This window comes from Gloeobacter violaceus PCC 7421 (assembly GCF_000011385.1).
Classification (GTDB): Bacteria; Cyanobacteriota; Cyanobacteriia; order Gloeobacterales; family Gloeobacteraceae; genus Gloeobacter; species Gloeobacter violaceus.
This window is the reverse complement of the sequence record NC_005125.1, coordinates 4,293,706-4,318,058: the sequence shown is the minus strand read 5'-3', so window position 1 is coordinate 4,318,058 and position 24,353 is coordinate 4,293,706. Positions and strand designations below refer to the sequence as shown.

Genomic DNA, 24,353 nt, shown 5'->3' with positions numbered 1-24,353 from the left:
CCAGGGGCCGTTCAGGTCTGCGGATCGACACCCAGAGAGCGCAAGCGCTCTGCCAGGCGTTGCGCTTGCGCTTCAGCCTGCTCGGCGCGCTGCCTTTCTTGCTCGGCGCGTAAGCTTTCGCTCTGTGCTTGTCGCTCGGCCACTTCGGCACGCTCTCGCTCCTGCTCGGCGCGCTCTCGCTCCTGCTGCGCCCGTTCCGTCGGGGTCGGGATCACCTCCCCTTCGCCGGTGACGAGCCGCAAACGACCCTCGTACACCCCGAAGTACAACCCCAGCTGCGCGCTCCACAGCCGACCCTGCTCGTCCACCTCCAGCGGCACGTACCGGCCTTCGACCAGGTGAAAACCGCACAGCTCGCCACTCTGCGGGTCGAACCAAAAATACTCCGGCACCCGCAGCACGTCCTGGTAAATCTGTTTTTTGAGCCCCCGATCGACCTCCGCGGTCGAGTCCGACAAGATTTCTGCAATCACATTGGGCAGTCGGCCGCCTTCTTCCCACACCGTCCAGCTGCGCCGCTCCCGACGTTCGCAACCGAGCACCACGAAAAAGTCCGGCCCCCGAAAATCCTCGGACTTGCGCTGGGTGAGGCTGTAGTAGATCGTCAGGTTGCCGGAGCAATAAAAGTCCTGCCGGTCGCACCAGTGGCCTTCGAGCGCGTCGATGAGCAGTTGCATCTGCTTGCGGTGCCAATCGGATTCCATCGGCGGCTCGTCGCTCCACAGGTCGGTGGGCGGCCAAATAACGTCCGCCGACACTTGCGGCTGGTACATAGGCAGGCCCTCCGTCGCACTGGCGCCATTGTAGCCCGCCTCCAGGGCGCTACTGTGGAAGGCGGTCAGGGGCTTGCCAACCTGCCGTTCGCGCACAAAAATGTCTGGACTGTCGCTTTCGGGTCGAATGCCCCGGCTTGCGGCAATTTCCCTGGACCCCTGGCAGACTCGGTCGCTTGAGATTGGCTTGCGCTCATGGGCCGGAGATGTTTTTGAGCACCCCGAAGCCAAACGCGAACTGGTTGTCCACGACCAGATCCGCGTCCGCGTCGCCGTCGAGATCGCCGCTCAAGATCTGCCGGATGCTGCTGCCGCCCACCCATCTGTTTTCCGCTCCGAAGCGCCCCCGGCCGAGATTGGGAAGTGTGACGGCCACCTCGCCGCCCACCGCCGCCAGATCCGGGTCGCCGTCGCCATCAAAATCCGTCGCCACCGCCGCCGCCGGCGCAATGCTCAGCGGCACCCGCCCGGACAGTTCAAAGCGACCGTTGCGGTTGCGCAGCAGGGCGAACGACCGGGACGTTCCTTGGGGCAACGCCAGATCGAGATCGCCGTCGCCGTCAAAGTCGAGAATGGCGAACCGGCCCGAACTTCCTCCGACTTCAGCTTCTCGGCTCGTTGGGAAAGTGCCGTCGCCGTTATTGATAAGTGAGATGACTTGCGAGCCGCTCACCCCAACTAGATCCAGGTCGCCGTCGCCATCGAAATCCCCGGTTTGCAAGAAATTCAGGGCGATCCCACTAACCGTGGTGGCTGCTGCGAAACTGCCTTCGCCATTGTTGAGCGCCACGGCGGTAAAGCTACCGCCGGATACAGCCAGATCCAGGTCGCCGTCGCCGTCCAGGTCCGCTGGAGCGATGGCGCCCGGAATGCCGGGGGTGTCCAGTACGCCGACATCCGCGAAGGTGGCATCGCCGTTATTTTTGCGCAGATTCACGCTTTCGTAGTAACTGCTGGCGTCCTGCAGATCCAGATCGCCATCTCCATCGATATCTCCTAGGGCGAGGGTCGTGATCCGAAAAACGCTCGGGCCGGACGGTCCGCCCACAAAAGTACCGTCGCCGCGATTTAGAGAAATCGCCCCCGAGTAATAGGGATAGCCAAACAGCACATCGAGATCCCCATCCCCGTCGAGGTCACCCAGCTCGATTATTCCGGAACGCGCGTCTCTGAAAGTTTCGGCGTTGAAGCCGAAAATGGGCGCCGCCTGCAGCTCACCCTGTCCATCGTTCGCCAACAGCCTGAGAGCGTTGCTGCCGCCGGTCACCACGTCGGTATCGCCGTCAAGATCGATATCTGCCAGCAAAATTCCACTGCCGTTGCCCGAGGCGAAGCGGGCCAGCTCGCCGAACCGACCGCTGCCGTCGTTGCGGCGCAGTGCCACTGCTCCGTCGCGGCTGTTGAAGGCCGCAATGTCCAAATCTGCATCGCCGTCGATATCACCCAGAGCCAATCCACCGGCGTTGGGACTGGTGCCCAGGTTGAAGTATTCCTGGAGTGCGAAGTTGCCGACACCATTGTTCACCAGCGTTTGCGCCCCAACGCTGCCGTAGCCGAAAGAGTATACCCGAAGCTGCTCTGTGAGCACCGCCAGATCCAGGTCGCCGTCGCTATCGATATCACCAAACTGCAGGGCGGTTGGATCAAATACGGAAGTGTCCGTCAGTGTTATGGAGTTTCCGAAACTGCCGTTTCCATTGTTTTTGAGCAGCGTGACCGTGTCGGGAGCGTAGTAATCGCCGCCGACATTGCCCACCGCCAGATCTAGATCGCCGTCGCCGTCCACATCCCCGGCAGCTACCGAACGGGCGGCATCGCCGCCGGAATCGAAGGTGAGCGCGGAGCCGAAGTTCCCGTTACCGCTTCCCGGCAACACCGAAACAGTCCCTGCCGGTGAGATCTGATTGGCAACTGCCAGATCCTGGCGGCCGTCGCCGTTGAAGTCGCCCACCGCAAGCCCCACGGGCTGTTCCCCGGCGGCAAAACTGACGGGAACAGCAAAACGCGACCCACGCCTGCCGAGCAGCACAGAAACCGTGCCGTCCGTGCGGTTGGTAAGTGCCAGATCCGGGTCTCCGTTGCCGTCGAAATCGCCAGTTACCAGAGCGCCCGCATCGCCCGTTCCAACTTCGTAACTGCCACCGGGCGAGAAATTACCGCCGGACCGGTTGAGCAACACCGACACCCGATTGGGCCTGTTGCCGTCTCCCACACGGCTGAGCGCCGCCAGATCCGGGTCTCCGTCGCCGTCGAAATCCGCCGTTGCTACCGCCAGGGCATTCTGGACCTGAAGTGTCGCAGCAAGCGGCAGCTCGCGCGCCGCGACAAAAGCAATCTCAGCCGCCGCGGCAGCGGAGCCTACGGTTAACAGGGCAGCCGCAATACCGCTACAGCAGCAAATCGAAGCGAGGGGCAACTTCTTCCATTGCAGTCGAAATGTAGGCAGCACCGTACAACTCCTTAAAGGCAATAAGTTCGATGTTGGTAAGTCTATTGACAGTCAGCTCGATCGACGGCAGCAAAGGGATGCCCCAGACCGCAATTAAAAGAACAAATTAGCGATGTTCCAGCAGTGAACACCGGCAACAGAGCAAAAAGTACAAACCAGTTGCCGCAGAGCCGTTGGCGTACCGGACGGCGATTTTACTGGGTCACAATCCTGTTAGTTCTGGCGCTTGAGATTTATGCACCCGGCTCACCGCTGTCCCACTCCTGGCAGAACCCCATACCGTTGGTGCCAGTCAGCCGACGACCTGCAGGTTCGAGTTTCTGAAATCCCAAGGCAACGGGTCCGGATATCGGCACGAAGCGCAGGCCGAGCCTACTGCTCCACCAGGGCTTTCGGCAACTGCGCTTCGACCGCTTTGATCTCATAGCGCCAGAAATCTTCGGCCATCCGCACGTTCGGGAAAATCGCCTCCGCCTCGGTGCGCAGGGCGGCAAGACCCGCCTCGTAGCGGGGGCTGAAGTGGGTGAGGATGAGCTGGCGCACCTTTGCTTCGCGGGCGACCCGGGCGGCCATCGCCGCCGTCGAGTGCAGGCCGCGCTCCGCCAGGTTCAGATCCGCTTCGCAGTAGGTCGCTTCGTGGATGAGCACGTCGGCTCCCAAAGCCAGCTCGATGGCGCTGGGGGTATAGATGGTATCGGAGCAGTAGGTGAGCTTGCGGCCCTTGCGCTCGGGGCCGACCAGGGTGCGCCCGTCCACGGTGCGGCCGTCGGGAAGCGCCACTGTACGGCCCGCCTTGAGCTGGCCGTACAGTGGCCCAAAGGGAATACCCAGCTGGGCGGCCCGCTCAGCGTCGAAGCGGCCGGGCTGGTCGTGTTCGATGACGCTGTAGCCGAAGGCCGAGATCCGGTGCTTGAGGGCGTTGGCAAGCACCGTAAAGCCCTCCTCGCTCAGCACCAGACCCGGCTCGACGGTCTGAAAGTGGATTGGATAGTTGATGTGGGTGTCGCTATAGCGCAGGGTGGCGCGCACGTACTCCTGCAGTCCCGGTGGGCCATAGAGCTTCACCGGTGTCGTCCCGGCGCTGCCCAAAGCGCGGCTGGCAAGCAACCCCACCAACCCGAACAGGTGATCCCCGTGCAGGTGGGTGAAGAAGACTTTCTCCAGCTGGCTGAGGCGCAAAGGCGTGCGCAAGACCTGGTGCTGGGTGCCCTCGCCGCAGTCAAACAGCCACAGGCTGGAGCGCTGCGGCAACTGCAAAGCGATCGACGTGACGTTGCGCGAGCGGGTGGGTGTGCCGCTGCTGGTTCCCAAAAATGTCAGCAACATCCCTCAGTTGTAACAATTTTGGGGGACTGTACCGCTACGGAACGGCAGGCGCGTCCTGGCGATCGGGACGGCTCGCTTTGGTAGAACCGGCCGCGCGGGTAATCTCGACTTTAAAAGGCGGCTTGGCGCTTTCGGGCAAAAACACTTCTATACTCACCGGATGCATGCCCACAGGTGACGCTGCGGTTTTGCCGTTGAACTTTGACCCGAGTAATACCAAAATATAATATATGTTGATATCGCGTCCTGGAAACTCGGCCATGCAAAAAAATACGAGCGTCACCCTCGGGGAGCATTTTGAAGCGTTTATCGCCAGGCAGATCGACAGCGGGCGTTATGCCTCCGCCAGTGAAGCGATCCGCGCCGGACTGCGATTGCTCGAAGAGCATGAGATAAAGTTTGCGGCTCTACGCCGCGCTCTGCAAGACGGTGAGAGCAGCGGTTTGACCGATTATTCTTTGCACGGTTTGCTCGAAGAGCTTGACCAGGAACACGCTGTCTGATGCCGGTTTTTCGGCTTACTGAGCTGGCGGTGCAGGATTTGCGATCCATTGGCCGCTACACCGAGGCCACCTGGGGGCGCGCAACGGAACAACTACCTTGCCAAACTGGATGCATCCTTTCAGCTTCTGGCGCAGGAGCCGCAACGGGGAAGAGCCTGCGATGAGCTTCGGCCCGGATATCGCAAATACCACGTGGGACGGCACCTGATTTTCTACCGTGAATCTGAAGCGGGTTTAGAAATCATCCGAGTTTTGCACGAACGCATGGACATAGATTCCCACCTTGAAGATGGTTGAGCGCACAAATAGATTCAAGGACACCTTCAGGTTGGACCAGCCAGGTAGAGCAACAATCAATTTTATGGCGTGGCGGTATCGGCCACCCCGGCGAGGCCGTCGCGGTAATCGGCGTTGGCGAAGACCGACGATCCATTCGGATCGCCCGGTTCGCTGGAGACGAGATTGCCCAAGCCGTCGATGAGACGGCGCAGATTGGTGCGAAACTGCGGGTCGCCGGTCAGTTCGTCGAGATCGGTGGTGATCTTTTTGATGTTGTCGAGGGTGGCGCGGGCGGAATCGAGGGTAGAGCGCAGCGACGCCACCGTGGCCGGGTCGGAGATGGCGACGCTCAAGCTGCGCAGATTGGCCACCGCCTCGTTGGTGTTGCTCACGATCTGATCGAGCCGTTCGGGGGTGATACTGCCGCTCAATTGGCCGGTAAGTTGGCTCACCTCTGCGCTCGCCCGGTTGAGGTTGGCCAGCGTCTGGGAGAGCGAGGCGCGGTTATCCAGCAAAATGATATCGACATCGAGCAGAGTTTTTTCGAGCGCCTGGGCGGCCCGACCGAAGGCGGGCACCTCCCGGCTCGCCGCCCGGGCCGTCTCGGCAAGCGCGTCAAAATCCTTGGCGGCCGTGCGCGACAGGCTGCTCAGGTTGTCGGCGGTCTGGCCGAATTTGACGACGGTGGTCTGCAGACTGTCGAAGAAATCTTGATCCAATCGGGTAGCCAGCGCATCGAGCGAGCGCACCAGTTCCTGAAAGCGGGGCGGCGTGCGGCCGATCACCGACGACTGGGGACAGACCAGCGGCTCGGAAGCGACGCTCTTTTCGCAGCGCTCGTTCAGGGTCTCGACGGTCGTGTTCGGCGGCACCACCGCGGTGTCCGACGGAAAAATTTCAACGAACGTCTCGCCGATCAAACCGCTTTGGGAGACTACGAACTGGGAATCTTTGGGAATAAAGACGTCGGGCCGGTCGATGAGTACGTCGGCCTTGACGCTGCTGATGCCGGGGATCGTCGCCTGCACCTGGCCGACGCGCACACCCCGCAGGCGCACCGGCGCACCGACATTGAGACCGTTCGCGTCGCGAAAAGTAATCGTAAAGCGGTACCCGCCCTGGCGAAACCCTCCGGAAAGCCACAGATAGAGCCCCACGAAGATGCCGACGCCGACAAGGATCAGCAGCCCTACCAACCCCTCACGAATGCCCCGTCTATTCACTGGTCACTCCTTGTCTGCTCTCTACTGGATCGGCCCGTCGATCTTGCCGTCAAAAAACTGGCGCACATAAGGATCCTGGCACGCGTCGATTTCGGGGGCTTGACCCTCCCAGCGCACCTTGCCCTGGTAGATCAGCAAAATGCGGTCGGCGGTGCTGCGGATGGTCGTTTCCTGGTGGGTGATCACTACATAACTATCGCAGGATCCCCGCTGCTTCAGGGAACGAATCAAATTCTCGATCACCGTCGAAGCGATTGGGTCGAGCCCGGCGGTCGGTTCGTCGTACAGCAACAGCTGCGTCTCGTCGTCGGGGACTGTCGGATCTTCCATTATCGCGCGGGCAAACGAGACGCGCTTGCGCTGACCACCGGAGAGTTCCGCCGGCATCTGCCGGGCGAGCACCGGGTCAAGTCCCACCATCTCCAGTTTTTCGCGCACCAGTTCGCCAATTTTTGTGCGCGGCAACTTCGAGTGCTCGTAGAGCAAAAACCCGACGTTTTCTTCGACAGTGAGCGAATCGAACAGCGCCGCCTGCTGAAAGACCATACCGACCTGGATGGGCTTTCTCTGAAGCTGTTCGGCCTGCAGCGGCAAGCCGCCGAGCAACACCTCTCCGGAGTCCGGCTCCAACAAGCCGCACATCAGCCGCAAGATGGTCGATTTGCCGGTGCCCGACGGCCCGACAATCACCAGAGCCTCGCCGTAATGAACCTTTAAATCGAGACCGTCCAGGATACGCTGAGTGCCGAAGGACTTGCTGACGCCGCGAAATTCGATGATGGGCTTACGGGCCGGTGGGGACTGGCTCACTGAGCTTCTGTTAAACACAAAGTTACCGCCTATTCTACATCCCGCCCGGCGTCGGCCGTGGACATGTTTCCGTTGGCAGAGGTAGACGATGCCCGCCCCTGGCATGATCAAAAGGCAGTTGATGAGGTTGAACCGCGATGAACACGCGTCATATAGTGCTTAGCACCTTGCTCGCGCTGTCTCCTATCCTTCTGAGCCAGGGCAACGCGCAGGCGCAGGCGATGACCGGTGAGACAACCACCACGACTACGACCACCACGACGCAGCAGGGTACTGCGAGTGATCCTTCGCTCTACACCAGCCCCTATATCCCCCGGCCCGAATCGTCGCTCATCGACGTTCAGGACCAATACATCGCCGACGGCAAGGTGATGATCAAACAGGTCAACAGCCCCGACATCGGCTGGCTGATCATCCACGAGAACGACAACGGCCAACCGGGGGCAATTCTGGGCTATGTCGAGCTGGCCGCGGGCACTAACAAGAACATCGCGGTGCCGATCAGCCGCCAGCCCAAGAGCAAAAGCGCCTTCGCCGCCGTCCATGTGTTGCGCGAACGTCGGGCAAACAACGTGCTGAGCCGTTTCGACCCGACCGTTTATGCGCTGGCCCGCTCGCCCAAATCGTCGATCGCATCGTTCAATATCTACCCGTACCGGACGGGCTACGTCGACCCGAGCGCCACTTCGGTGAGCACCTCCTCCTACAGCAGCACGACGACCACGACGACCGGCGAACCTGCCGTCAAACCCAAGTAAGTTCCCATACATTAACCTTCAAAAAGGGGCCGTTTGGCCCCTTTTTTGTCCCGGTACGGCGCTTAGCGTGGCCCGGCAATTTCCCACTGTCCGCCCGGCCCGGCCGGAGCAGCGGCGGTCGCCGTGCGCTCGGTGCCGTTCATGATCCAGAAGACGCTTTCTCCCGAGTCCGCCCGGCGCCAGAGGATGTCAACCTGACCGTCGCCGTTGTAATCGGCAATGCTGCCCACCTGCCACTGGGGCGGCGCCTCGCCGATGGCCACCGTGCGCACCACTTGGGTGCCGTTCATCAGCCAAAGACTGTTGGCACCGCTTACCCGGTTGCGCCAGAGTACATCCGCGCCGCCGTCTCCGTCGAAATCACCGACTCCCGCGATCAACAGATTCGCCCCGGCCTGATCCGGCAGCGGCTTCTGTGAGCGGCGGTTGGCCGCGTCCATCAGCCAGAGGGTGTTGCGCCCGGTGGCCGGGTTGCGCCAGAGAATATCGGCGCGGCCGTCGCCGTCGAAATCGCCCGTGCCTCCCACCTGCAACCGGCGCGCCACCGGCTCGGTGCGCATCGCCACGGGCTGCGCTTTGCCTGCCCGGCTGAGGCGCCACTGCAGCAACTCGCCGGTGGCCTGGTTGTGCCAGAGCAGATCCGACAGCCCGTCGCCGTCAAAATCGCCGCTGCCCACCAGGCGCCAGTCGCGGCCGGGAGATTGGCCCAAGGCCAGTTCGCGGCCCTTGCGGGTGCCTTCCATAAGCCACAGACGGACCTCGCTGCCGCCGACCCGGCTCCAGAGCACATCGGGCCTTCCGTCGCCGTTAAAATCACCGCGTCCCGCACCGCCCACGGCCCCCGATCCGAAGGCATACGGCCGCTCGGCCTCGCGGGTGACCGATTCGCCGCGACTTTTGAGGGTGACCGCGAGGCGGGCATTCCTTTCTCGGTCTCCCCGCTTGACGGTGTAGCGGCCCTCGTAGATGCCCCGCTCCACCTCCTGCATGGGGAGCCCCTGGGCGATCCCCTGGACGCTGAAGCTCGCTTCGGCGCCGGGGGTACCCTCGGCGCGCACGACAAGCTCTTCGCCCGCCTGCACCACCCGCCGGTCTGGTTGCACGACAACGCGTTCGATGGCGAGTTGCCCGCGTCCCGCACCGCCCCCACCGGCCGGGGCGAGCGAGCCGATATTCAGCGGCGGCAGGTCGCGGCCGGAGCGCGAGAGCGTCTGGTACATCAGGGCGGCCACCTCGCCGCGGGTGGCCAGGGCGTTGGGCTTGATCACCGCCGGGTCGGGAAAATTGACAATGATCCCCGACTCCGCCGCTTTGGTGACGCTCGGCCGCGCCCAGTCGGGCACCGCCTGCACGTCGGTGTAATCGTCCAGGTTTACCGAGGTGCGCCCACCTTTATCCCCGAGGGCCTTGGCAAGAATGACCAGGGCCTGGGCGCGGGTAATGCGCTCCTCCGGCCGGAACGACCCGTCCGGAAAACCGGTGACCAGACCGCTGTTGCTCACAGCGGCGATCGCCCCGGTCGCCCAGTAGTTGGCCGGCACGTCATTGAAAGCCGGGCCGCCGCCCCCGGCAGGCAGATCCAAAGCCTTGGCGGCGATGGCCGCGAACTGGGCGCGGGTAATCGCGTCGTTGGGCCGAAACGAGCCGTCCGGAAAGCCGCCGATGAACTTGCGATCCGCCAGAGTCGAAACGTACGGTTCCGCCCAGTACCCGGCCGTATCGCCAAAATTTGCCGCCTGGGCAGCCACAACCGTCAGACCGAGGGCAAGGCCGATCGCTGCCCCTGCTTCGCAAAACTTGTCCATGCGTTATGCTCCTTCTGCACACAAAAGGGGTGCCCCCCGCGCAACTTGCGCGGACGCCCCCCTCGGATAAGCATGCCGCATCCGCTAGTCGGCGTCACACCGCCAAAGAGAGAAAATGGCTGCTGTTGACTTAGATCCTGCACCTGGGCAAAATCGTCAGCAGGCACGTCGATTTTGGCACTAAAGTATTGGGGGACGTTTGCCTCGTCACGGCCGATCAGGAGATCGAGGCAGCACTCCCGAACGAAGACCAAACATGAATATCGCTGGGCGGTTACTCCCATCAACAGATAGATGGAGAAGATATAACAATGACTAAGATGCGCGCCATGATCGTACCTGAAGCGGGCGCGAAGTTTCAGATGATCGAGCGGGATTTGCCCGTACCCGGGCCGCGGGAGGTCCGGCTGAGCGTCAGCGCCTGTGGCGTGTGTCACAGCGACTCTGTGACGGTCGAAGGGACGATGCGGGGCATCGCCTATCCGCGCGTGCCCGGCCATGAGGTGATCGGCACGATCGAGGCGCTCGGGCCAGAGGTGCTCGGCTGGGAGGTGAGCATGCGCGTCGGCGTCGGTTGGTTCGGCGGCTCGTGTGGGTATTGCGCGCACTGCCGACGCGGCTCGGCGTTCGCCTGCGAGACGGTGAGCGCCGTCACCGGTGTGACCCGCGACGGCGGCTACGCGACCCACATGCTGGCCGATGTCTCCGCGCTCGCCCATGTGCCGACCGATCTCGACGTGGTCGAATCGGCGCCCTTACTGTGTGCCGGTATCACCACCTTCAACGCGCTGCGCAATTGCGGTGCGGGGCCGGGCGAGTTGGTGGCGATCCACGGTATCGGCGGGCTCGGTCATCTCGGTATCCAGTTCGCCGCGCGCCAGGGCTTCCGCACCGTCGCCGTCAACCGCGGCCGCGACAAAGAGGAACTCGCACGCTCGCTCGGCGCGCACGAATACATCGACAGCGAAGAGGGCGATCCCGCCGCCGCACTGCTGGCGATGGGCGGGGCAAAGGCGATCCTCGCAACCGTCACCAGCGAGAAAGCGATGCAGGCGCTCGTTGGCGGTCTCGGACCCAACGGCACGATGATGCTCATCGGTGCAGTGCCCACCCTCACTGTCAACCCGACAGAGTTACTCCTCAAGCGCGCCGCGGTGAAGGGCTGGTATTCGGGCACGGCGGCCGATTCGGAGGATACACTGCTGTTTAGCCATCGCAACGGGATCACCTCCATGAACGAAATCTACCCGTTCGAGAACGCACAGGCTGCATACGATCGGATGATGAGCGGCAAGGCGCGCTTTCGCGTCGTCCTTTCGATGGGGGTGTAACAACTCGCGCCGTCATCGTGCAAGCGCACCAAGACGGCTGCGGCTTGGTACTGTAGAAGATTGCAGGCAGCCAGAGAACGCTTGTCTATTGGTTCATCGTGATTTACAAGCATCCTCTTTGAGCGCTTTTCAGTTGAACAAACACTCGCCAACCGCTTGCAAACCCTGGTGAACAAGCGTTTTAACCCTGACACCTGATACCTGCTCTAGCGATTGATATTGATTCCCTGGGTCCACACCTGGGTGGTGGCGCTGCCATTGGAGCCGCGCAAGGTGACTGCCAGGCGCAGATCGCCGCCCTGGTCGCCGCGTTTGATCACGTAGGAGCCCTCATAGATGCCGGGCTGTTTTTCTTCCATCGGCACCGCCGCAGCGATTCCCGGCAGGGTAAAATTCGCCTGCCCCCCCGGTGTTGCAAAGGCGCGCACCGACAGCTCGTCGCCTGAACGGAACACATTCAATTCGGGCTGCAGCACCAAGCGCTCGATCGCGACCCGTTCGGCGGCCGCCCGCTCCTCGCGCGGCACCGTCGGCCGGTCGTCGCTGCCCACTACCCCGATATCGAGGGGCGGCAGGCTGATCCCCAGGCGAATCAGCGTCTGGTACATCATGGCGGCCACCTCGCCGCGGGTGGCGACCGTGTTGGGCTTGATGACGTTCGGGTCGGGGTAGCTCACGATGATCGAGGCGGCGGCGGCTTTTTCGATGCCCGGCTTTGCCCAGTCCGGCACCGCCTCGGCATCGGTGTAGCCGGCGAGGGCGCCTTCGGTGTTGTTCCGGGAGAAGCGTCCAAGCACCTGCGAGAAGATCACGATCGCCTGGGCGCGGGTGAGCAGATCCTCGGGGTGAAAGTTACCGTCGGGAAACCCGCTTGCCAGACCCCGGTCAGCCACAGTTGCAATCGCTTTGGCCGCCCAGTAGTTGGGGGAGACGTCTTTGAAGGTCAGGCTGCTCACCTGGCTTTCAGGCAGGTCGAAGGCCCGGGCGGCCATCGCCGCGAGCTGGGCGCGGGTGACCGGCGCATCGGGACGAAAGGTATCGTCCGGGAAGCCGGCAACAAACCGGCGGTCGGCCAGGGTTTCGACGTAGGAAGACCCCCAGTACCCGGCGATGTCCTTGAATTCCGCCGCCTGGGCTCCAGTTGCCAAAGTCGCGCAGACAACCAGCCCTACTGTCCCTTGCCATCCATTTTTCATACCTTCCAAACTCTCTATCCTGGGAGTTCTATCCATCCAGTTTTACCGCAAGCCACTATTTCTCCAGACAATTTACTTCCTGGACATCAGGGGCCGACCTGAAAAAGGCTTGTATGCAATCAGTGAGACCCGATATAAAACTGCGCCGATGCTTGCACTCCAATGGTGGCAATGTGCACCGCGGCTTCTATTGGGGAAGAAAAAGGCTGCTTAATCGCATCAGAATGCTTAAAACCTCGTACAGATCGTTGCCTGGGTTCAACAGAGAGTAGGGCCTGGAAAGGTTGTACTCGGGTGTGCCGTCTTGGGTGAGTCTCACGAAGAGGTAAGATTCGCCGTTGGTAATCATCCCAAACGTCGGCTCTTTGAGACTGGGATTGACAAGCATATAAAAAAGCGCTTGGGGCAGTCCTTCAGTGACGTTAAAGCCCATTTTTTTGGATTCGATGACCAGGATCCACAGTCGCCCACTAACCACCAGAACATCGATGCGCCCACGGATGATTACTCCCTCATCTTCGGCAGCAATCTCGATAGAAGCTTCGGTTTCGAGCCGAAAGGGTGCGTCGCACAGCCCCGCCAGTTCGAGTAGCGGTGCGAGCATGGTGAGTTTGACCGTCTCTTCGGCTACCCCGTACTGGGCCAGGTAGCGGTGGCGCTGCTTGAGCAGATCCAATTTGTGAACTTGCCCATCGCTCAGAGCGGGCAATTCCTCTTGCCACTGCACAGAAGCGGCATCGCTTTCAATCCAGTGCAGACCGAAGCGCTGCTGGAGGTCCACAAGTCGCAGATTCTGGGCCTGAATCGTCTGTACCATGACCGGACCGCTCGTCTTGCCTCCAGTCTAGCCCTCGAAGCGGATCCCGGCGGCCTCCATGCGGCCGATCGCCTCGCGCATGCGCTCGTCGGGAACCGTGAGGGCGATCCGGAAGAAGCCCTCTCCGTGCTCGCCGTAGCCGTTGCCCGGCGGGACGATGATCCCGCACTTATCGAGCAATGCCCCTACAAATTCGACCGACGAGCCGAAGGATTTTGGGATGGGCGCCCAGACATAAAGGGTGGCTTTGGGGGCTTCGAGGGGCCAGCCGAGCGAGCGCAGGCCCTCGACGATGATGTTGCGGCGGTTCTGGTAGACGGCCATCAGTGCGTGCAGCCGCTCGTCGTCGAGGCCGAAGGCGGCAATCGCCGCCTGCTGGATAGCCTTGAACACGCCTGAGTCGATGTTGGTCTTCACCTGGCCGAGCCCGGCGATGCCCGTCCGGTTGCCGATCACGAAGCCGACGCGCCAGCCGGTCATGTTGTAGGCCTTCGAGCACGACAAAAATTCGATGGCGACATCGCGGGCGCCAGGCACCTGCAGAATGCTGGGCGGTTTGTAGCCGTCGTAGGCCATCTCGCTGTAGGCGTTGTCGTGGCACACGAGAATGTCGTGCTTTTTGGCAAAGTGGACGACTTTTTCAAAAAATTCGAGCGAGGCGACCGCTCCGGTGGGGTTGTTGGGGTAGTTGAGCCACAGCAGTTTCGCCTTGCGGGCCACTGTCTCGGGCACCGCCTCCAGATCCGGCAGAAGCTGGTTTTCGGGCAATAGCGGCATCGCAAAAAATTCGCCCCCGGCAAAAATCGTCGAGGTGCGGTAGACCGGGTAGGCCGGATCGGGGATGAGGGTGTAATCGCCCGGATCGACGAAGGCCAAGAACGTGTTGTGGATCGCTTCTTTGGAGCCGATCGAAGAAATCACCTCCGTATCCGGGTGGAAGCCGCCCACGCCGAAGCGCCGCTCGAACCAGGCCGCCGCCGCTTCCCGATAAGCTTTGGTGCCCTTGTAGGGCGGGTAGTTGTGGGTGGAGGGGTCGTCGATGGCCGCGTGCATCGCCTCCAGTACCACCGGGGGGGTGGGTTTGTCCGGGTCGCCGATGCCCATGTTGATGATGTCCACGCCGCGGGCGACGGCCTCGTCGCGGCGGCGGTCGATTTCGGCAAACAGATAAGGCGGGATGCGATCGAGGCGGGCGGCAGTCTTCATGGGCACCAACGGCAAACGGACTGCGCTATTGTACCGAGTCGCTCAACCCAGGGCAAAGGGCGCCAGGGCATGGGCCAACTCCTGGCTGTCGCGGTGGCGCTCCTGGGGGAGGTAGGCGGTGGCCTTGGCGATCACCGCCGCGAGCGGCGCTTCGATTCCGGCTTCCTCCAGACCCACCAGCCGCCGCTCGCGCGGGTGGTAGAAGCGGCCCGGAAACTGGCGGGTGAGCAAAAATACCAGCGTCATCCCGACACCGTAGATATCCGACTGCAGGCAGGGCCGTCCCCGCCCCTGCTCCGGCGGGCTGTAGCCGGGGGTGGCGATGCGCGTGCCCTGCCTGCCGCCGGCCAACTTGACCGCGCCGTAGTCGATGAGCACCACCTCGCGGGGGTTGTAGCGCAAGATCAAATTGGCGGGCTTGATGTCGCGGTGGATGACCGGCGGTTGCAAGCCGTGCAGGTAGACCAGCACGTTGCACGCTTCGATCATCCAGCCTGCCGCCTGGGCGGCGGAACGGGGCTGCACCTGCTCAAGGGTGAGGCCGTGGATCATCTCCATGACCAAATAATGGCGTTCGTCGCTGGAAAAATAGTCGTAAAAGCGGGGGATGCCGCCGTGGTCGAGTTCTGCGAGCACCTGCGCCTCGCGCAAAAATAGTTCGCGCGCTTTGGCCTTGCGCGAGAGATCCGCGTCGATTTCCTTGAGCACCGCAAGCCGGTCGTTCTGATGGTTGAAGACCAGATAAGTCGTGCTCATGCCCCCCTGGGCGAGGGTGGCGACCCGCTCGTAGCGGTGGCCGCTCTCCGGATTTTCGAGCACTTCGCCGCCTGCGAGCAAGCGGCCGCAGACCGGGCAAAAGCGCGTCAGGCCGCCATGCCGTTCGCAGCACTCTGAGGGCACCTTGCTCCTGGCCACGCTTGCTCCTTTGACACAACGATGCGGGTTCTAAGGGGGGGACGGTTTACCCCCGTGTAAATGTAAAGGGGACAAACCGCCAGGGCGCTGCACCGACTTCGGTCGCACCTTGCGGGGTGCACCAGGTAGGCATACCTGTTGTGTGGCGGCGCTTTAGGCGCCTATCCCCCCCGAGGGTTGCGCAGATCTTGCGAGCGCGGCGGCCCGGGCGCAAAGGTGGTCCACTGCCCCTCACCGGGGTCGGCTTTGGGTCTGGGTGCGGCCTTTGGCGGGGCTTGCACCTGGCTCTGCTTGTGGATCTTGCCGATTTCTTCGACCCAACGCTGGCGATCTTTGTGTTCGAGGTCCACAATCGCGTCCGGCGGCCAGTGAAAGTGAAAGGCGATGTAGGCTACCTCCTCGTAGAGCCGGTCGGAGGGGTAGCCGATTATTCCCCCGATAGGGCGAGCTCCACCGCGAAGCGACTGTTGCACTGGGGACACTGGGCCGCGATGTGGACGTTGCCCTGCTGATTGAGCCGGTTGTACAGCTCGCGCAGGTAGGCGATGTCCCGGGTAAATAGGTTCTCGAGCGCCTCGGGGGTAATCGCCGCGAGGGTACCGAGGCGCACGATCACCCGCGAGAGCATCACAAGCACCCCGTAGGCCGGGTTGGCCTGCACCCGGCTGTCCTTTTGCACAGCCATCTCGTCGCGGGCGGTGGCCAGGCGCATGGTGCCCTGGCGGTGCAGTTCGTCCCCCTCGCCCAAAAGGCCGCGCGGCAGTGTAAAGGCAAACTCGCTTTGAAATTCCTGGCTCATGGCACTGTGCCCGATCGGCAATGGTTACGGTGCGCTCGCGGACTTGTTCGCCTCCGGCACCAGCCCGTTGATTTGTCGGTAGAAGTTTTGCAGAAAGTTAAGATCGCCTGCGAAGAAGCCTTCGACGACGGCGGGGGTCACCTCCGGCAGCGCACCCAACTGCACGATCACCCGCGAGAGGATGATGATTGTGGCGTAGGCGGGGTTGGACTTGACCCGCGGATCGCGCAGGGGCGCGATCTCGTCCATGGCGGTCGACAGGCGCATCAAGCCTTTGCGGTGCAGGTTGCCGTCGGGATCGAGATATCCCTTGGGCAAGGTGAACTCGAACTCCGTCTGGATGGCCCCCATCTCACATCACCCGTTTGAATTCTTCGACCGCCAGTTCCACCTCTTCGAGGGCAAAATCGCCGCTCGAAGCATCGAGACCCGGACGGTTGGTTTCGATGTAGGAAAACTTGCCCGAGGCCGGGCCGAAACTGGTCGGCCAGGCCCCATCGAAGTCGAAGCGCGCGGTCGGGTCTCCGGATTGAGTGTACATCGTCAGCGACCCCGCGCGCCGCTGGGCCGCCCATCCCCCTTGCTCGACGGCATAAAACCAGTTCCACAGGACAATCGAACTCGACATCCCCCGGCGGAGGATCAAGGTGGTGCGCTGGGTGTTGCCCGGCATTTTGGTGCCGACCACCAGCCCATGCTTGGCTACCCCCCAGCGCTGGGGCGTCGCCTCGTAGATATCCACCACCGGCTGCTTGGCCCGGATACCCCGGCATTCAAGAAAAATCGCGTCCGCCTCGGTGCTGCCGTCGAGAATCAGCTCCAGATAGAACCGGCAGGCGGTCAGAAACTCATAGCTCGGCGCGGCCATGGCGTTTACCTACCGCTAGAGATCGCCCAGTTCGCGGCCGATCGTGTTCATCTCCTCGAACTGCAAATCGACCGTCTCCACCGCCATCTCGCCGCTGGCCGCCCCGAACATCGGGCCGACGTAGGAGACCGGGTAGGTGTTGACCAGTTCGTAGCGCACCACCTCGGTGCCGTCCTGGGTGAAACCGGCGATCCAACAGAGTTTGCGGTTTTCCTTCCAGGTGTTGCCGGTGCTGGTGTGCTGCTTGTTGCAGTCGCGGTACCACTTCTGGATGGCGTTGTCCTGGTTCATGACCAGCTTTACTTTCATATTCTGAAAGGTCTGGCGGGTCGGGGTGGCCTGGCGGACGTGCATACCGCTTTTCTTGGCACCGATCGGTTCGTTTTTGCCGGCGATGGGACTTGCGGCGTTGATGTTGCTGACCGCCAAAATCGCCCGATCCTCGATGCTCTCCGCGGAGAAGTAGTAGTGTGTGGCTACTAGATACTCTTTTTCCGGGGCGACCATAGTGAGTGTTCCTCCGTTAACGAAAGTGTGGGGTGCTTACAGGACGCGCTTGATGCCTTCGTGGACCAGTTCGATGGTCTCGGTGGCCATCTGCGGGGAGTTGGCGCCAAAATCCGGGCCGCCGTACTTGCAGGGGTAGCAGTTGATGATTTCCCAGCGCGCCTGCATCGTGCCGCCCTGGTCGTAGGCGGTCACCGAGGCGGACTTGCGGTTGAGCTTCCAGGAGGAGCCGCCCGCGTCGTTTTTGTTGCACAGTTCGTACCACTGGTAGAGATCGACGTCGTTGGTGGCAACCAGCTTGGCGATCACGTGGGTGAACTTTTCGGTGGTCGGGCTGACCTGGCGGGCCTTGGCCCCGCTTTTGCTCGAACCGTGCACCGACTCGGCGCCGCCCACGGGCGACTGGGCCACCAGGCCGCGGATTTCGCTGATCATCTTGTCGGTGATCCCGTCGGCTTCGAAGTAAAACTTGCAGGATGTAAGAAACTCTCCAGGCATGGTCGTGCTCCTATCGTTGGTAGTAAGTGATTGCGCTTGGGAGCCGTCGGCCACCCCCTAGGGATGGCCGACGGCCGTGGGCGACTGCTAGACGATGTCTTCGTCCTCCGAGCCGTTCCACTGGGCGATGCGGAAGACGATAAATTCCGCCGGCCGCACGGGGCTGACGCCCACTTCGATGTACAGGCGGCCCAACACCATCGTCTCAGGGGTATTGAGCTCTTCGTCGCACTTGACATAGAACGCCTGCTGGGGCGTGGCGCCAAAGAGCGCCCCCTCGCGCCAGATGCGCTCCAGGAAGTTGGAGATCGTCCGCTTGACGCGCATCCAGAGGTCCTGATCGTTCGGCTCGAAGACCGCCCACTGCGTGCCCAATTCGATCGACTTCTCGATATAGCTAATCAGGCGACGGACGCTGATGTAGCGCCATTCGGTCTTGTCGGGCTCGACGAGGGTTCTCGCACCCCAGATGCGGATGCCGCGGTTCGGAAAACTGCGGATGCAGTTGATCCCCAGCGGGTTGAGCAGCTCCTGCTCGCGGAAGTTGGTGTCATAACCCAGGCCGATGATGCCCCGCGGCACCTCGTTGGCGGGAGCCTTGTAGACGCCGCGCGCCTCGTCGGTGCGCGCCCACACCCCCATGATGTGGCCGGAGGGCGGCACCAGGATGGGCCGGCCGCCGTTTCTCGGGTTGGCCACCTTCACCCACGGATAATACAAAGCGGCGAACATCGAGCGGCGGTTGAAGGCGGCGAGCCACTGGACCACTTCCTGCGGTTTGACGCGGTCCGGGGGCGGATCGAGCACCACCATGCGGTTGGGCGGGTTGGGCACATCGCCGTTGGCGGACCCTTCGCACATGCTGATCATCATTTCCATGATCCCGTGCACCTGTTCGAGATCCAGCAGGTTGGCCTCGTAGGCGCGCATCAGGTCCGGGCAGGCGATCATCGTGATTTCGTCGATTTCGAAGATACCGCGCACGCCGGTGCGCTCGTCGCGCAGACCCTCGACATCGCGGGCGAAGCGGTCGATTGTGGAGGCGACCAGAGGCGGGCTCAGTTCGTACTGGCCGTTACCCGGGCGGCGGGCCAGGGGTCGGCCGGTCTGGGCCAGATCTTCGAGGGCGATAAACTGCGAAGTCTGCAGGGCGGTCGCGACGTAGGTCGCCACCTGGGTCTGGGGGTCACGGTCCATCGTCAGGTTGTCGAAGCGCTCGAGGATCTGGTCGCCCCGGCGGACGGTGACGGTGAAGTATTCCCCCGTGTTGACCGGCTGCTCGCCTTCGCTGCCGTCGGGCAGGGCGCGCGGGCCGCTGTCGGCAATCTGCACGGTCACCGAACCTTGCTGGGCCGCCTCGCTCTTGAGGCTGAGGCGCAGCGACGGACGGTTGCCGCGGCTTTGGACGGCCAGGCCGGTCTCGCTCATCGGTTGGGGCGTGCCGGGCTTGGGGCCGGGCAGTTGGGTGCCGATGCTCGTAATCCAGCAGCGACCGCCGCCATTCTGGAACCAGCCATAGACGGCGAAGGGCAGATAGGCGCCAAAATCGGTAAACCCGTCGGAGCCGGGGCGGGCGAAGTAGCCGATGAACTGGGTCCAGTTGGTCACCAGCATCGGCTTGTACGGCTCAGCGCCGCCGCGTACATCCTCGGTGAAGCCGACAAAACCCGCCACCGCCGTGGCCACGCCTTCGATCGGGCGGCTACCGCGGTCGATTTCCTCGATGTATACACCGGGGGCGAAGTAATCCAGTCTAGGCATGAGTGAACTTCCTGTAGGTAAGGTGTCGGGACGGCGCGGTGTCGGCCGCGCTTCGCTAGCTCGGAGTCAGAAGAATCTCCTTGAAGGTGTAGCTTTGGGAGTCCACCAGCACGTTGCACCGTTGGGTGTGAAAGCCGGGGCAATCCAACTCCAGGACGTAATGGCCCAGCGAGAGATTGTCGAAGTAGAACAATCCCTCCTGGTTGCTCGTGGCCGCCTTCTGGGTGCCTGAGATCACCACCCGGGCGGCGACCAGCGGTTCGGTGGTGGCAGCACTTTTGACCACCCCGGCGACACTCACCCGCTTGGTGCGCACGGCGTCGGCGTGTCCGTCGGCGGTCGCCGAGCGCAAGCGGGTGATCCGCTCCCACACCAGCGGCACCGGGGCCGCGGCGTTCGGGTTGACCGGGGCGGTGATCGTGACCATCAACGCCGGGCGCAGGGGCGCCCCCAACGCCAGCCAGAGCGTAGCAATGTCGAGGGGACGCACCGCGCAGACCGTCATCGTCAGGTTGCCGAAGCCCCGCAAAGCCGGCGCGAGCAAGTCCTCGCGCAGCGCCCGGTGGCGCAACAGCAGGCTGAGCGCTTCGGAGAGCAGATGGTGTTCCCCCAGGGCGGTGCGATCCCAGGCGGTGATGAGAAAGGAAGCGTCGAACCAGATGGGCAGCCATCCCACCGAGGCCATCGGCCGTTCGTCGACATAGCGGCGATCGACCTGGCGGCCGGAGTGGGGGACGTGACCGTTCTCGCGCAGGTCGTAGAAGTAGACGTTGAGGCCCTGCTGACCCGACTTTGCCTGCCGCTCGCCGGGCGGGGCAAAGTCGATCTGCTCGGTACTGGTGAGGGACGTCCCCCCTGCCAGAATTTCGGCCAAGGTCTGACTCAGGGCAGTGATCATGCGCTGTCGGCTGTGGTATCCGCACAGAAATTAGGGAGCGAGCCGGGCCGGCGTTTATTCGACTTTGGTCGAAGATTTTGCGGCCCGCGCGGACATCCTCCGGCGGCGTTTTTCACCGGAACCGCTATACTCATGGCACCGGCGGCCCGGTGTCGGCCGGTTTTTTCCCTAGCATCCCCTTGCCGCACTGTCCGCCACCGACACCCGATACCCGCCCCATCGGTAGCCGCCTCACCCATGAAGGTCTCACTCTCCCCCGTGCTCGCCGCTTCCCAGGCAGCCGCCGGTTCCACCCCCCCCTCCTCCCAGTTGCACAGCCTCTGCCAGTTGCAGGCGGAGCATCTGGCAATGGCCCACGCTCTGGTATGCGTCTTGATCGCTTACTACGATCCGCACACCGGCACCCAGCGGCGCGTCACCCACACCGCCCAGGGTCCGCAGGGACTGCCGCGCGAGGCGCTCGCGGCCATCGCCGGGGAAGAATGGTCGACAGGGTCATTGCCGGTCGCTACCGTCAGCGCCATCGAGATCGCCAATCTGCCGGGCTGTGTCTATATTTGTCCGCTGGTACAGCGCGAACCACACCCCGAATTTCAGCTCATCGTCAGTGGACAGCCCCTGGACGCCGCCCGCAAACAGGCGCTCGAGCAGGCCGCCGCGCTATTTACCCGCCACCTGGAGCTGTACCAGCGCTGCACCCGCCAGCAATCGGAAATTCAATTGTTGGAGCAGGTCGTCCAGCGCACCGGCCACCAGTTGCGCAATCCCCTGGCCCTGATCGGTCTGTACGCGGAGAATCTCTGTTTGGGCCTGGAGGAAGGCTCAACCCGCGAGCAGGCCCAGATTATCCGCGAGACGGTCAAAGAGCTGAACGCCAATCTGACTGAACTAGTCTATTGCGGCCAGGGAGCGCGTCTGCGCATGGGCTTTCAAGATCTGCGCGCCTTGATGGCCCAGAGCGTCGAGGCCATCGGCCCGTGGCTTGAGCGCAAGTGCCTGCGGGTGCGCTACCCCGACAGTTCACTGTTGTTTGCCTGCGACCGGCTGCAGATGAAGCAGGTTTTCGACAATCTGCTGAGCAACGCCGTGCACTTCAGCCCCGAGGGCGGCACGATCACCTGCCACTGGCGCTCGTTTCAAAACGAGGTGCTCATCGAGATTGCCGATCAAGGCCCAGGACTTTCAGCGCAAGATCTCCAGCACGTGTTCACCCCGTTCTATTCGCGCCGCCCCGGCGGCACCGGGTTGGGGCTCGCCATCGCCAAAAAGATCGTCCTGGATCACCAGGGCAGCCTCTGGGTGCAAAATCTACCCACCGGCGGCGCCCAATTTTCCCTAGGTCTCCCTCGCGGCATCCATTGAACTGCCGACGCCGAGGAGGTCCGCCTTGACCGTCCAGACCATCCTGCCCATCTTGCTCGTCGACGACGAATTGCGCTTTCGTCAGGGTCTGCGCACGCTGCTCAGTTTCTACAGCGCCACCGGCACCACCACCTTTGAGATCGTGGGCGAGGCGGCCACCGTCGATCAGGCGCTGACCCTCATTCACTCCCAGCGCCCGGCCCTGGTGCTTTTAGATCTCGAACTGGCCCAAGGAGACGGGGTGGAGTTGCTCACCCGCCTCAGGGGGAGCGCTTTCGCGGGCAAGGTGCTGGTGCTCTCGGCCCACCAGGAGGACGACTGGGTCTTTCGCGCCATGCAGTCGGGCGCGTCGGGCTATGTCTTCAAGACCCACCTGGCCGCCCAGCTGTGTGCCGCCATCACCACGGTCCTGCGCGACGAAATCTATTTGCCCCCCGAGGTGGCGACCCAGTTCTTCCGGCTGTTCCACTACTACGCGGGGCATACCGTGCAGTCGCGCTCGCGCATTCACCTGACCGAGCGCGAGCAGGAAGTGCTCCACTGGCTGGTGCGCGGCGCCTCCAACGACGAAATCGCCCGCAACCTCTACATCACGATTGCCACAGTCAAAGCGCACCTTTCGGCCATCTTCGAAAAACTCCAGGTCACCAGCCGCACCCAGGCCATCGTCGCCGCCCTCAAACTCGGCCTGGTGCAGGCTTGATAGCGCTACAGTAAAAAGTAGCGAGGACACAGCGAGCATGGAGAGCGGATCCGTTGCGCTTACCCACGAAGAAAACGAAGCCTTAGATAGAATTGCTCAGCAGACGGGAAAGACTTCCGCAGAGCTACTTCACGAGGCCCTTGCCGAATTTATCGCCCGATTTTCTGCGGCACATCGCCGACAGTTGCTCCAGCAAGCGCAGGGCATGTGGAAAGATCGCGACGACCTGCCGGTTCTTAGGGAGCTTCGCCGGGAATTCGACCGTCCTGAGGATTGAACGGTGGCTCCCTCGCCCGAAAAGCTGTTGATCGATACCGACGTGTTGATCGATTACCCACGCGGCAAGGACTGTGCCTTGTGAGTGAACTAGTTCCCATCTTTGGCACCGACAATCCCGACTGCCGGGGCGATGTCGTTTTTGTCCACGGCCTGAACGGCGACGCCCGCAAAACCTGGCAACCGGAGAACCAGCCGGATCGCTTCTGGCCCAACTGGATAGGTGAAGATGTCGATGGGGTAGGGGTCTGGTCGCTAGGGTACCCGGTCAATGCTTTCGCCTGGAAAGGAGCAACTATGCCCTTGGCGGACCGGGCAGTCAACGCGTTGGTGGCACTGGAAACTGGTGGGGTAGGCATGAATCGGCCGGTGGTATTCATCGCCCACAGCCTGGGCGGCTTGCTGGTCAAGGAGGTGCTCAGAAAAGCCGCAGACGGCAGCGTGCCGGAGGGCCGACTGTTGGCGCAGAACACCCGGGGGGTGGTGTTTCTGTCGACGCCGCACTCAGGTTCCAATCTGGCCGACTTCGTCGCTTATTTGAAATTCCTGTTGCCCAGTGTGAGCGTCGATGAGTTGCGCACCCAGGAGCCGCGCTTGCGGGAGTTGAATACCTGGTATCGCAACAACGTCGTACAGCTGAGCGTCAAGACGCAGGTTTATTGCGAACGCAAGCCGACACCGGCGGGGCGCAACTTCTTTGGCCAATGGGTCAACCTGATGGTGGTGGATGCTGCCAGTTCCGATCCGGGCATCACCGGGGTGACAGCGGTGCCTATGGACGACGATCACCTCTCGATCAGCAGGCCGACCCGGGATAGCACCCTTTACAAACGCACCAAAGAGTTTGTCGGTCTGTGCCTGCTTACGCCAGGAGCCGTCTCCCCCACACCCGTCAGTCGGGACTCAGATGCCGGGTCCGAAAGAGTCTCTCCGGACAGCCGCTCACCCGGTGTGCAGAATGAACCCATGAACTGGCCGCAATCCGGCAAGGCGGAGCGCCTGGAGCTCAACCGAAGGCTCAACGGCATCCCGCCGCAGCAGTTCAATATGTTGCTGTTTGCTCTTGAGCCCCCCGCCGGGCTGGTGCCGCCGATGCCGGCCCCTCAAGGGGACCGGGTTTCGGCGCTTTTGGGGTGGGCGGAGGGACCGGGGGGGTGTGGGTTGCCGCAAGTGCGGGCAGTTTTGGAGGCGATTCTAAACCCTTCGTAGCCCCTCCAGAACAAGGCTGAATTTGAAGCGAGCATCGGCCGAGGCATTATGCAAAGGGTGCTCTGCTGGAATGCCCGAGGC

General features: G+C 62.6%; 27 protein-coding genes. 8 read left to right on the top strand and 19 right to left on the bottom strand.

What is annotated here, in order from left to right; all coding sequences use genetic code 11:
- Nucleotides 1-11: 11 nt before the first annotated feature.
- The 4 genes from GLL_RS21220 to GLL_RS23535 form a co-directional block, all read right to left on the bottom strand.
- A complete protein-coding gene (locus GLL_RS21220; protein ID WP_164929453.1) occupies nt 12-773 on the bottom strand; it encodes a Uma2 family endonuclease in 762 nt (253 codons plus the stop codon).
- Between the two features lie 193 nt (nt 774-966).
- The gene (locus GLL_RS21215) at nt 967-3,222 is read right to left on the bottom strand and encodes an FG-GAP repeat domain-containing protein (RefSeq protein WP_011144106.1); all 2,256 of its coding nucleotides are present in this window, start codon (nt 3,220-3,222) and stop codon (nt 967-969) included.
- A gap of 372 nt (nt 3,223-3,594) precedes the next feature.
- Complete coding sequence (gene rnz / locus GLL_RS21210; RefSeq protein ID WP_011144105.1) at nt 3,595-4,548, bottom strand: ribonuclease Z; 954 nt, start codon at nt 4,546-4,548, stop codon at nt 3,595-3,597.
- Nucleotides 4,549-4,582: 34 nt separating this feature from the next.
- Nucleotides 4,583-4,705: a hypothetical protein gene (locus GLL_RS23535; protein WP_269446166.1), complete on the bottom strand. Its 123-nt coding sequence runs from the start codon at nt 4,703-4,705 to the stop codon at nt 4,583-4,585.
- Between the two features lie 103 nt (nt 4,706-4,808).
- Between GLL_RS23535 and GLL_RS21205 the strand changes: the two genes are divergently transcribed.
- Both GLL_RS21205 and GLL_RS23845 read left to right on the top strand, forming a co-directional pair.
- Nucleotides 4,809-5,051 carry a type II toxin-antitoxin system ParD family antitoxin gene (locus tag GLL_RS21205; protein ID WP_011144103.1) on the top strand — a complete coding sequence of 81 codons (243 nt, stop codon included), beginning with the start codon at nt 4,809-4,811 and terminating at the stop codon, nt 5,049-5,051.
- Nucleotides 5,052-5,099: 48 nt separating this feature from the next.
- On the top strand, nt 5,100-5,348 hold the full coding sequence (locus GLL_RS23845; protein WP_011144102.1) for a type II toxin-antitoxin system RelE/ParE family toxin: 249 nt from the start codon (nt 5,100-5,102) through the stop codon (nt 5,346-5,348).
- Nucleotides 5,349-5,410: 62 nt separating this feature from the next.
- Here the strand turns inward: GLL_RS23845 and GLL_RS21195 are convergent, their stop codons facing one another.
- A complete protein-coding gene (locus GLL_RS21195) occupies nt 5,411-6,553 on the bottom strand; it encodes an MlaD family protein (protein WP_011144101.1) in 1,143 nt (380 codons plus the stop codon).
- Nucleotides 6,554-6,574: 21 nt separating this feature from the next.
- On the bottom strand, nt 6,575-7,363 hold the full coding sequence (locus tag GLL_RS21190; RefSeq protein ID WP_011144100.1) for an ABC transporter ATP-binding protein: 789 nt from the start codon (nt 7,361-7,363) through the stop codon (nt 6,575-6,577).
- A 137-nt stretch (nt 7,364-7,500) separates the two neighbouring features.
- Here GLL_RS21190 and GLL_RS21185 point away from each other — a divergent pair, with 137 nt between their 5' ends.
- Nucleotides 7,501-8,121, top strand: coding sequence for a DUF7282 domain-containing protein (locus GLL_RS21185; RefSeq protein WP_011144099.1), 621 nt, complete (start codon nt 7,501-7,503; stop codon nt 8,119-8,121).
- Nucleotides 8,122-8,183: 62 nt separating this feature from the next.
- Here GLL_RS21185 and GLL_RS21180 read toward each other — a convergent pair whose 3' ends face one another.
- Nucleotides 8,184-9,926 (bottom strand): S-layer homology domain-containing protein, encoded by a 1,743-nt coding sequence (locus GLL_RS21180; protein WP_011144098.1) that lies wholly within the window; start codon nt 9,924-9,926, stop codon nt 8,184-8,186.
- A 311-nt stretch (nt 9,927-10,237) separates the two neighbouring features.
- Between GLL_RS21180 and GLL_RS21175 the strand changes: the two genes are divergently transcribed.
- On the top strand, nt 10,238-11,257 hold the full coding sequence (locus GLL_RS21175) for an alcohol dehydrogenase (protein ID WP_011144097.1): 1,020 nt from the start codon (nt 10,238-10,240) through the stop codon (nt 11,255-11,257).
- A 206-nt stretch (nt 11,258-11,463) separates the two neighbouring features.
- Here GLL_RS21175 and GLL_RS21170 read toward each other — a convergent pair whose 3' ends face one another.
- The 12 genes from GLL_RS21170 to GLL_RS21115 all read right to left on the bottom strand — a co-directional run bounded on the left by GLL_RS21170 (nt 11,464) and on the right by GLL_RS21115 (nt 20,722).
- Nucleotides 11,464-12,453 carry an S-layer homology domain-containing protein gene (locus GLL_RS21170; RefSeq protein WP_164929452.1) on the bottom strand — a complete coding sequence of 330 codons (990 nt, stop codon included), beginning with the start codon at nt 12,451-12,453 and terminating at the stop codon, nt 11,464-11,466.
- A gap of 187 nt (nt 12,454-12,640) precedes the next feature.
- Nucleotides 12,641-13,270 (bottom strand): type I restriction endonuclease, encoded by a 630-nt coding sequence (locus GLL_RS21165; protein WP_011144095.1) that lies wholly within the window; start codon nt 13,268-13,270, stop codon nt 12,641-12,643.
- A gap of 27 nt (nt 13,271-13,297) precedes the next feature.
- Nucleotides 13,298-14,476 (bottom strand): LL-diaminopimelate aminotransferase, encoded by a 1,179-nt coding sequence (gene dapL / locus GLL_RS21160; RefSeq protein ID WP_011144094.1) that lies wholly within the window; start codon nt 14,474-14,476, stop codon nt 13,298-13,300.
- 42 nt (nt 14,477-14,518) lie between these two features.
- Nucleotides 14,519-15,391: a serine/threonine protein kinase gene (locus GLL_RS21155; protein ID WP_011144093.1), complete on the bottom strand. Its 873-nt coding sequence runs from the start codon at nt 15,389-15,391 to the stop codon at nt 14,519-14,521.
- A gap of 161 nt (nt 15,392-15,552) precedes the next feature.
- A complete protein-coding gene (locus GLL_RS23065) occupies nt 15,553-15,864 on the bottom strand; it encodes a DUF6760 family protein (protein WP_164928409.1) in 312 nt (103 codons plus the stop codon).
- A complete protein-coding gene (locus tag GLL_RS21145; protein ID WP_011144091.1) occupies nt 15,819-16,190 on the bottom strand; it encodes a phage tail assembly protein in 372 nt (123 codons plus the stop codon). The genes GLL_RS23065 and GLL_RS21145 overlap by 46 nt, the downstream gene beginning before the upstream one ends.
- 24 nt (nt 16,191-16,214) lie before the next feature.
- Complete coding sequence (locus GLL_RS21140; protein WP_011144090.1) at nt 16,215-16,541, bottom strand: hypothetical protein; 327 nt, start codon at nt 16,539-16,541, stop codon at nt 16,215-16,217.
- Nucleotide 16,542: 1 nt separating this feature from the next.
- Complete coding sequence (locus GLL_RS21135) at nt 16,543-17,058, bottom strand: phage tail protein (RefSeq protein WP_011144089.1); 516 nt, start codon at nt 17,056-17,058, stop codon at nt 16,543-16,545.
- A gap of 15 nt (nt 17,059-17,073) precedes the next feature.
- A complete protein-coding gene (locus tag GLL_RS21130) occupies nt 17,074-17,565 on the bottom strand; it encodes a phage tail protein (RefSeq protein WP_011144088.1) in 492 nt (163 codons plus the stop codon).
- A gap of 36 nt (nt 17,566-17,601) precedes the next feature.
- Entirely contained in the window at nt 17,602-18,063 is a 462-nt protein-coding gene (locus GLL_RS21125; protein ID WP_011144087.1) for a phage tail protein, read from the bottom strand.
- An 87-nt stretch (nt 18,064-18,150) separates the two neighbouring features.
- The gene (locus GLL_RS21120) at nt 18,151-19,824 is read right to left on the bottom strand and encodes a phage tail sheath family protein (RefSeq protein WP_011144086.1); all 1,674 of its coding nucleotides are present in this window, start codon (nt 19,822-19,824) and stop codon (nt 18,151-18,153) included.
- A gap of 55 nt (nt 19,825-19,879) precedes the next feature.
- On the bottom strand, nt 19,880-20,722 hold the full coding sequence (locus GLL_RS21115) for a Pvc16 family protein (protein ID WP_011144085.1): 843 nt from the start codon (nt 20,720-20,722) through the stop codon (nt 19,880-19,882).
- Between the two features lie 237 nt (nt 20,723-20,959).
- Between GLL_RS21115 and GLL_RS21110 the strand changes: the two genes are divergently transcribed.
- From GLL_RS21110 to GLL_RS22910, 4 genes are all read left to right on the top strand, one after another.
- Nucleotides 20,960-22,084, top strand: a complete 1,125-nt coding sequence (locus tag GLL_RS21110) for a sensor histidine kinase (protein WP_164929451.1) — start codon at nt 20,960-20,962, stop codon at nt 22,082-22,084.
- Between the two features lie 25 nt (nt 22,085-22,109).
- On the top strand, nt 22,110-22,787 hold the full coding sequence (locus GLL_RS21105; RefSeq protein ID WP_011144083.1) for a response regulator: 678 nt from the start codon (nt 22,110-22,112) through the stop codon (nt 22,785-22,787).
- Nucleotides 22,788-22,824: 37 nt separating this feature from the next.
- Nucleotides 22,825-23,064 (top strand): hypothetical protein, encoded by a 240-nt coding sequence (locus GLL_RS21100; RefSeq protein WP_011144082.1) that lies wholly within the window; start codon nt 22,825-22,827, stop codon nt 23,062-23,064.
- Nucleotides 23,065-23,144: 80 nt separating this feature from the next.
- The gene (locus GLL_RS22910) at nt 23,145-24,272 is read left to right on the top strand and encodes an esterase/lipase family protein (protein ID WP_011144081.1); all 1,128 of its coding nucleotides are present in this window, start codon (nt 23,145-23,147) and stop codon (nt 24,270-24,272) included.
- Nucleotides 24,273-24,353 lie beyond the last annotated feature (81 nt).

Excerpts from the sequence above, each read along its gene's own strand:
- GLL_RS21220 (WP_164929453.1), bottom strand. The coding sequence starts at position 773 with ATGTACCAGCCGCAAGTGTCGGCGGACGTTATTTGGCCGCCCACCGAC.
- rnz (WP_011144105.1), bottom strand. The coding sequence starts at position 4,548 with ATGTTGCTGACATTTTTGGGAACCAGCAGCGGCACACCCACCCGCTCG.
- GLL_RS21205 (WP_011144103.1), top strand. The coding sequence starts at position 4,809 with ATGCAAAAAAATACGAGCGTCACCCTCGGGGAGCATTTTGAAGCGTTT.
- GLL_RS21185 (WP_011144099.1), top strand. The coding sequence starts at position 7,501 with ATGAACACGCGTCATATAGTGCTTAGCACCTTGCTCGCGCTGTCTCCT.
- GLL_RS21180 (WP_011144098.1), bottom strand. The coding sequence starts at position 9,926 with ATGGACAAGTTTTGCGAAGCAGGGGCAGCGATCGGCCTTGCCCTCGGT.
- GLL_RS21175 (WP_011144097.1), top strand. The coding sequence starts at position 10,238 with ATGACTAAGATGCGCGCCATGATCGTACCTGAAGCGGGCGCGAAGTTT.
- GLL_RS21170 (WP_164929452.1), bottom strand. The coding sequence starts at position 12,453 with ATGAAAAATGGATGGCAAGGGACAGTAGGGCTGGTTGTCTGCGCGACT.
- GLL_RS21165 (WP_011144095.1), bottom strand. The coding sequence starts at position 13,270 with ATGGTACAGACGATTCAGGCCCAGAATCTGCGACTTGTGGACCTCCAG.
- dapL (WP_011144094.1), bottom strand. The coding sequence starts at position 14,476 with ATGAAGACTGCCGCCCGCCTCGATCGCATCCCGCCTTATCTGTTTGCC.
- GLL_RS21145 (WP_011144091.1), bottom strand. The coding sequence starts at position 16,190 with ATGAGCCAGGAATTTCAAAGCGAGTTTGCCTTTACACTGCCGCGCGGC.
- GLL_RS21140 (WP_011144090.1), bottom strand. The coding sequence starts at position 16,541 with ATGGGGGCCATCCAGACGGAGTTCGAGTTCACCTTGCCCAAGGGATAT.
- GLL_RS21135 (WP_011144089.1), bottom strand. The coding sequence starts at position 17,058 with ATGGCCGCGCCGAGCTATGAGTTTCTGACCGCCTGCCGGTTCTATCTG.
- GLL_RS21130 (WP_011144088.1), bottom strand. The coding sequence starts at position 17,565 with ATGGTCGCCCCGGAAAAAGAGTATCTAGTAGCCACACACTACTACTTC.
- GLL_RS21125 (WP_011144087.1), bottom strand. The coding sequence starts at position 18,063 with ATGCCTGGAGAGTTTCTTACATCCTGCAAGTTTTACTTCGAAGCCGAC.
- GLL_RS21120 (WP_011144086.1), bottom strand. The coding sequence starts at position 19,824 with ATGCCTAGACTGGATTACTTCGCCCCCGGTGTATACATCGAGGAAATC.
- GLL_RS21115 (WP_011144085.1), bottom strand. The coding sequence starts at position 20,722 with ATGATCACTGCCCTGAGTCAGACCTTGGCCGAAATTCTGGCAGGGGGG.
- GLL_RS21110 (WP_164929451.1), top strand. The coding sequence starts at position 20,960 with ATGAAGGTCTCACTCTCCCCCGTGCTCGCCGCTTCCCAGGCAGCCGCC.
- GLL_RS21100 (WP_011144082.1), top strand. The coding sequence starts at position 22,825 with ATGGAGAGCGGATCCGTTGCGCTTACCCACGAAGAAAACGAAGCCTTA.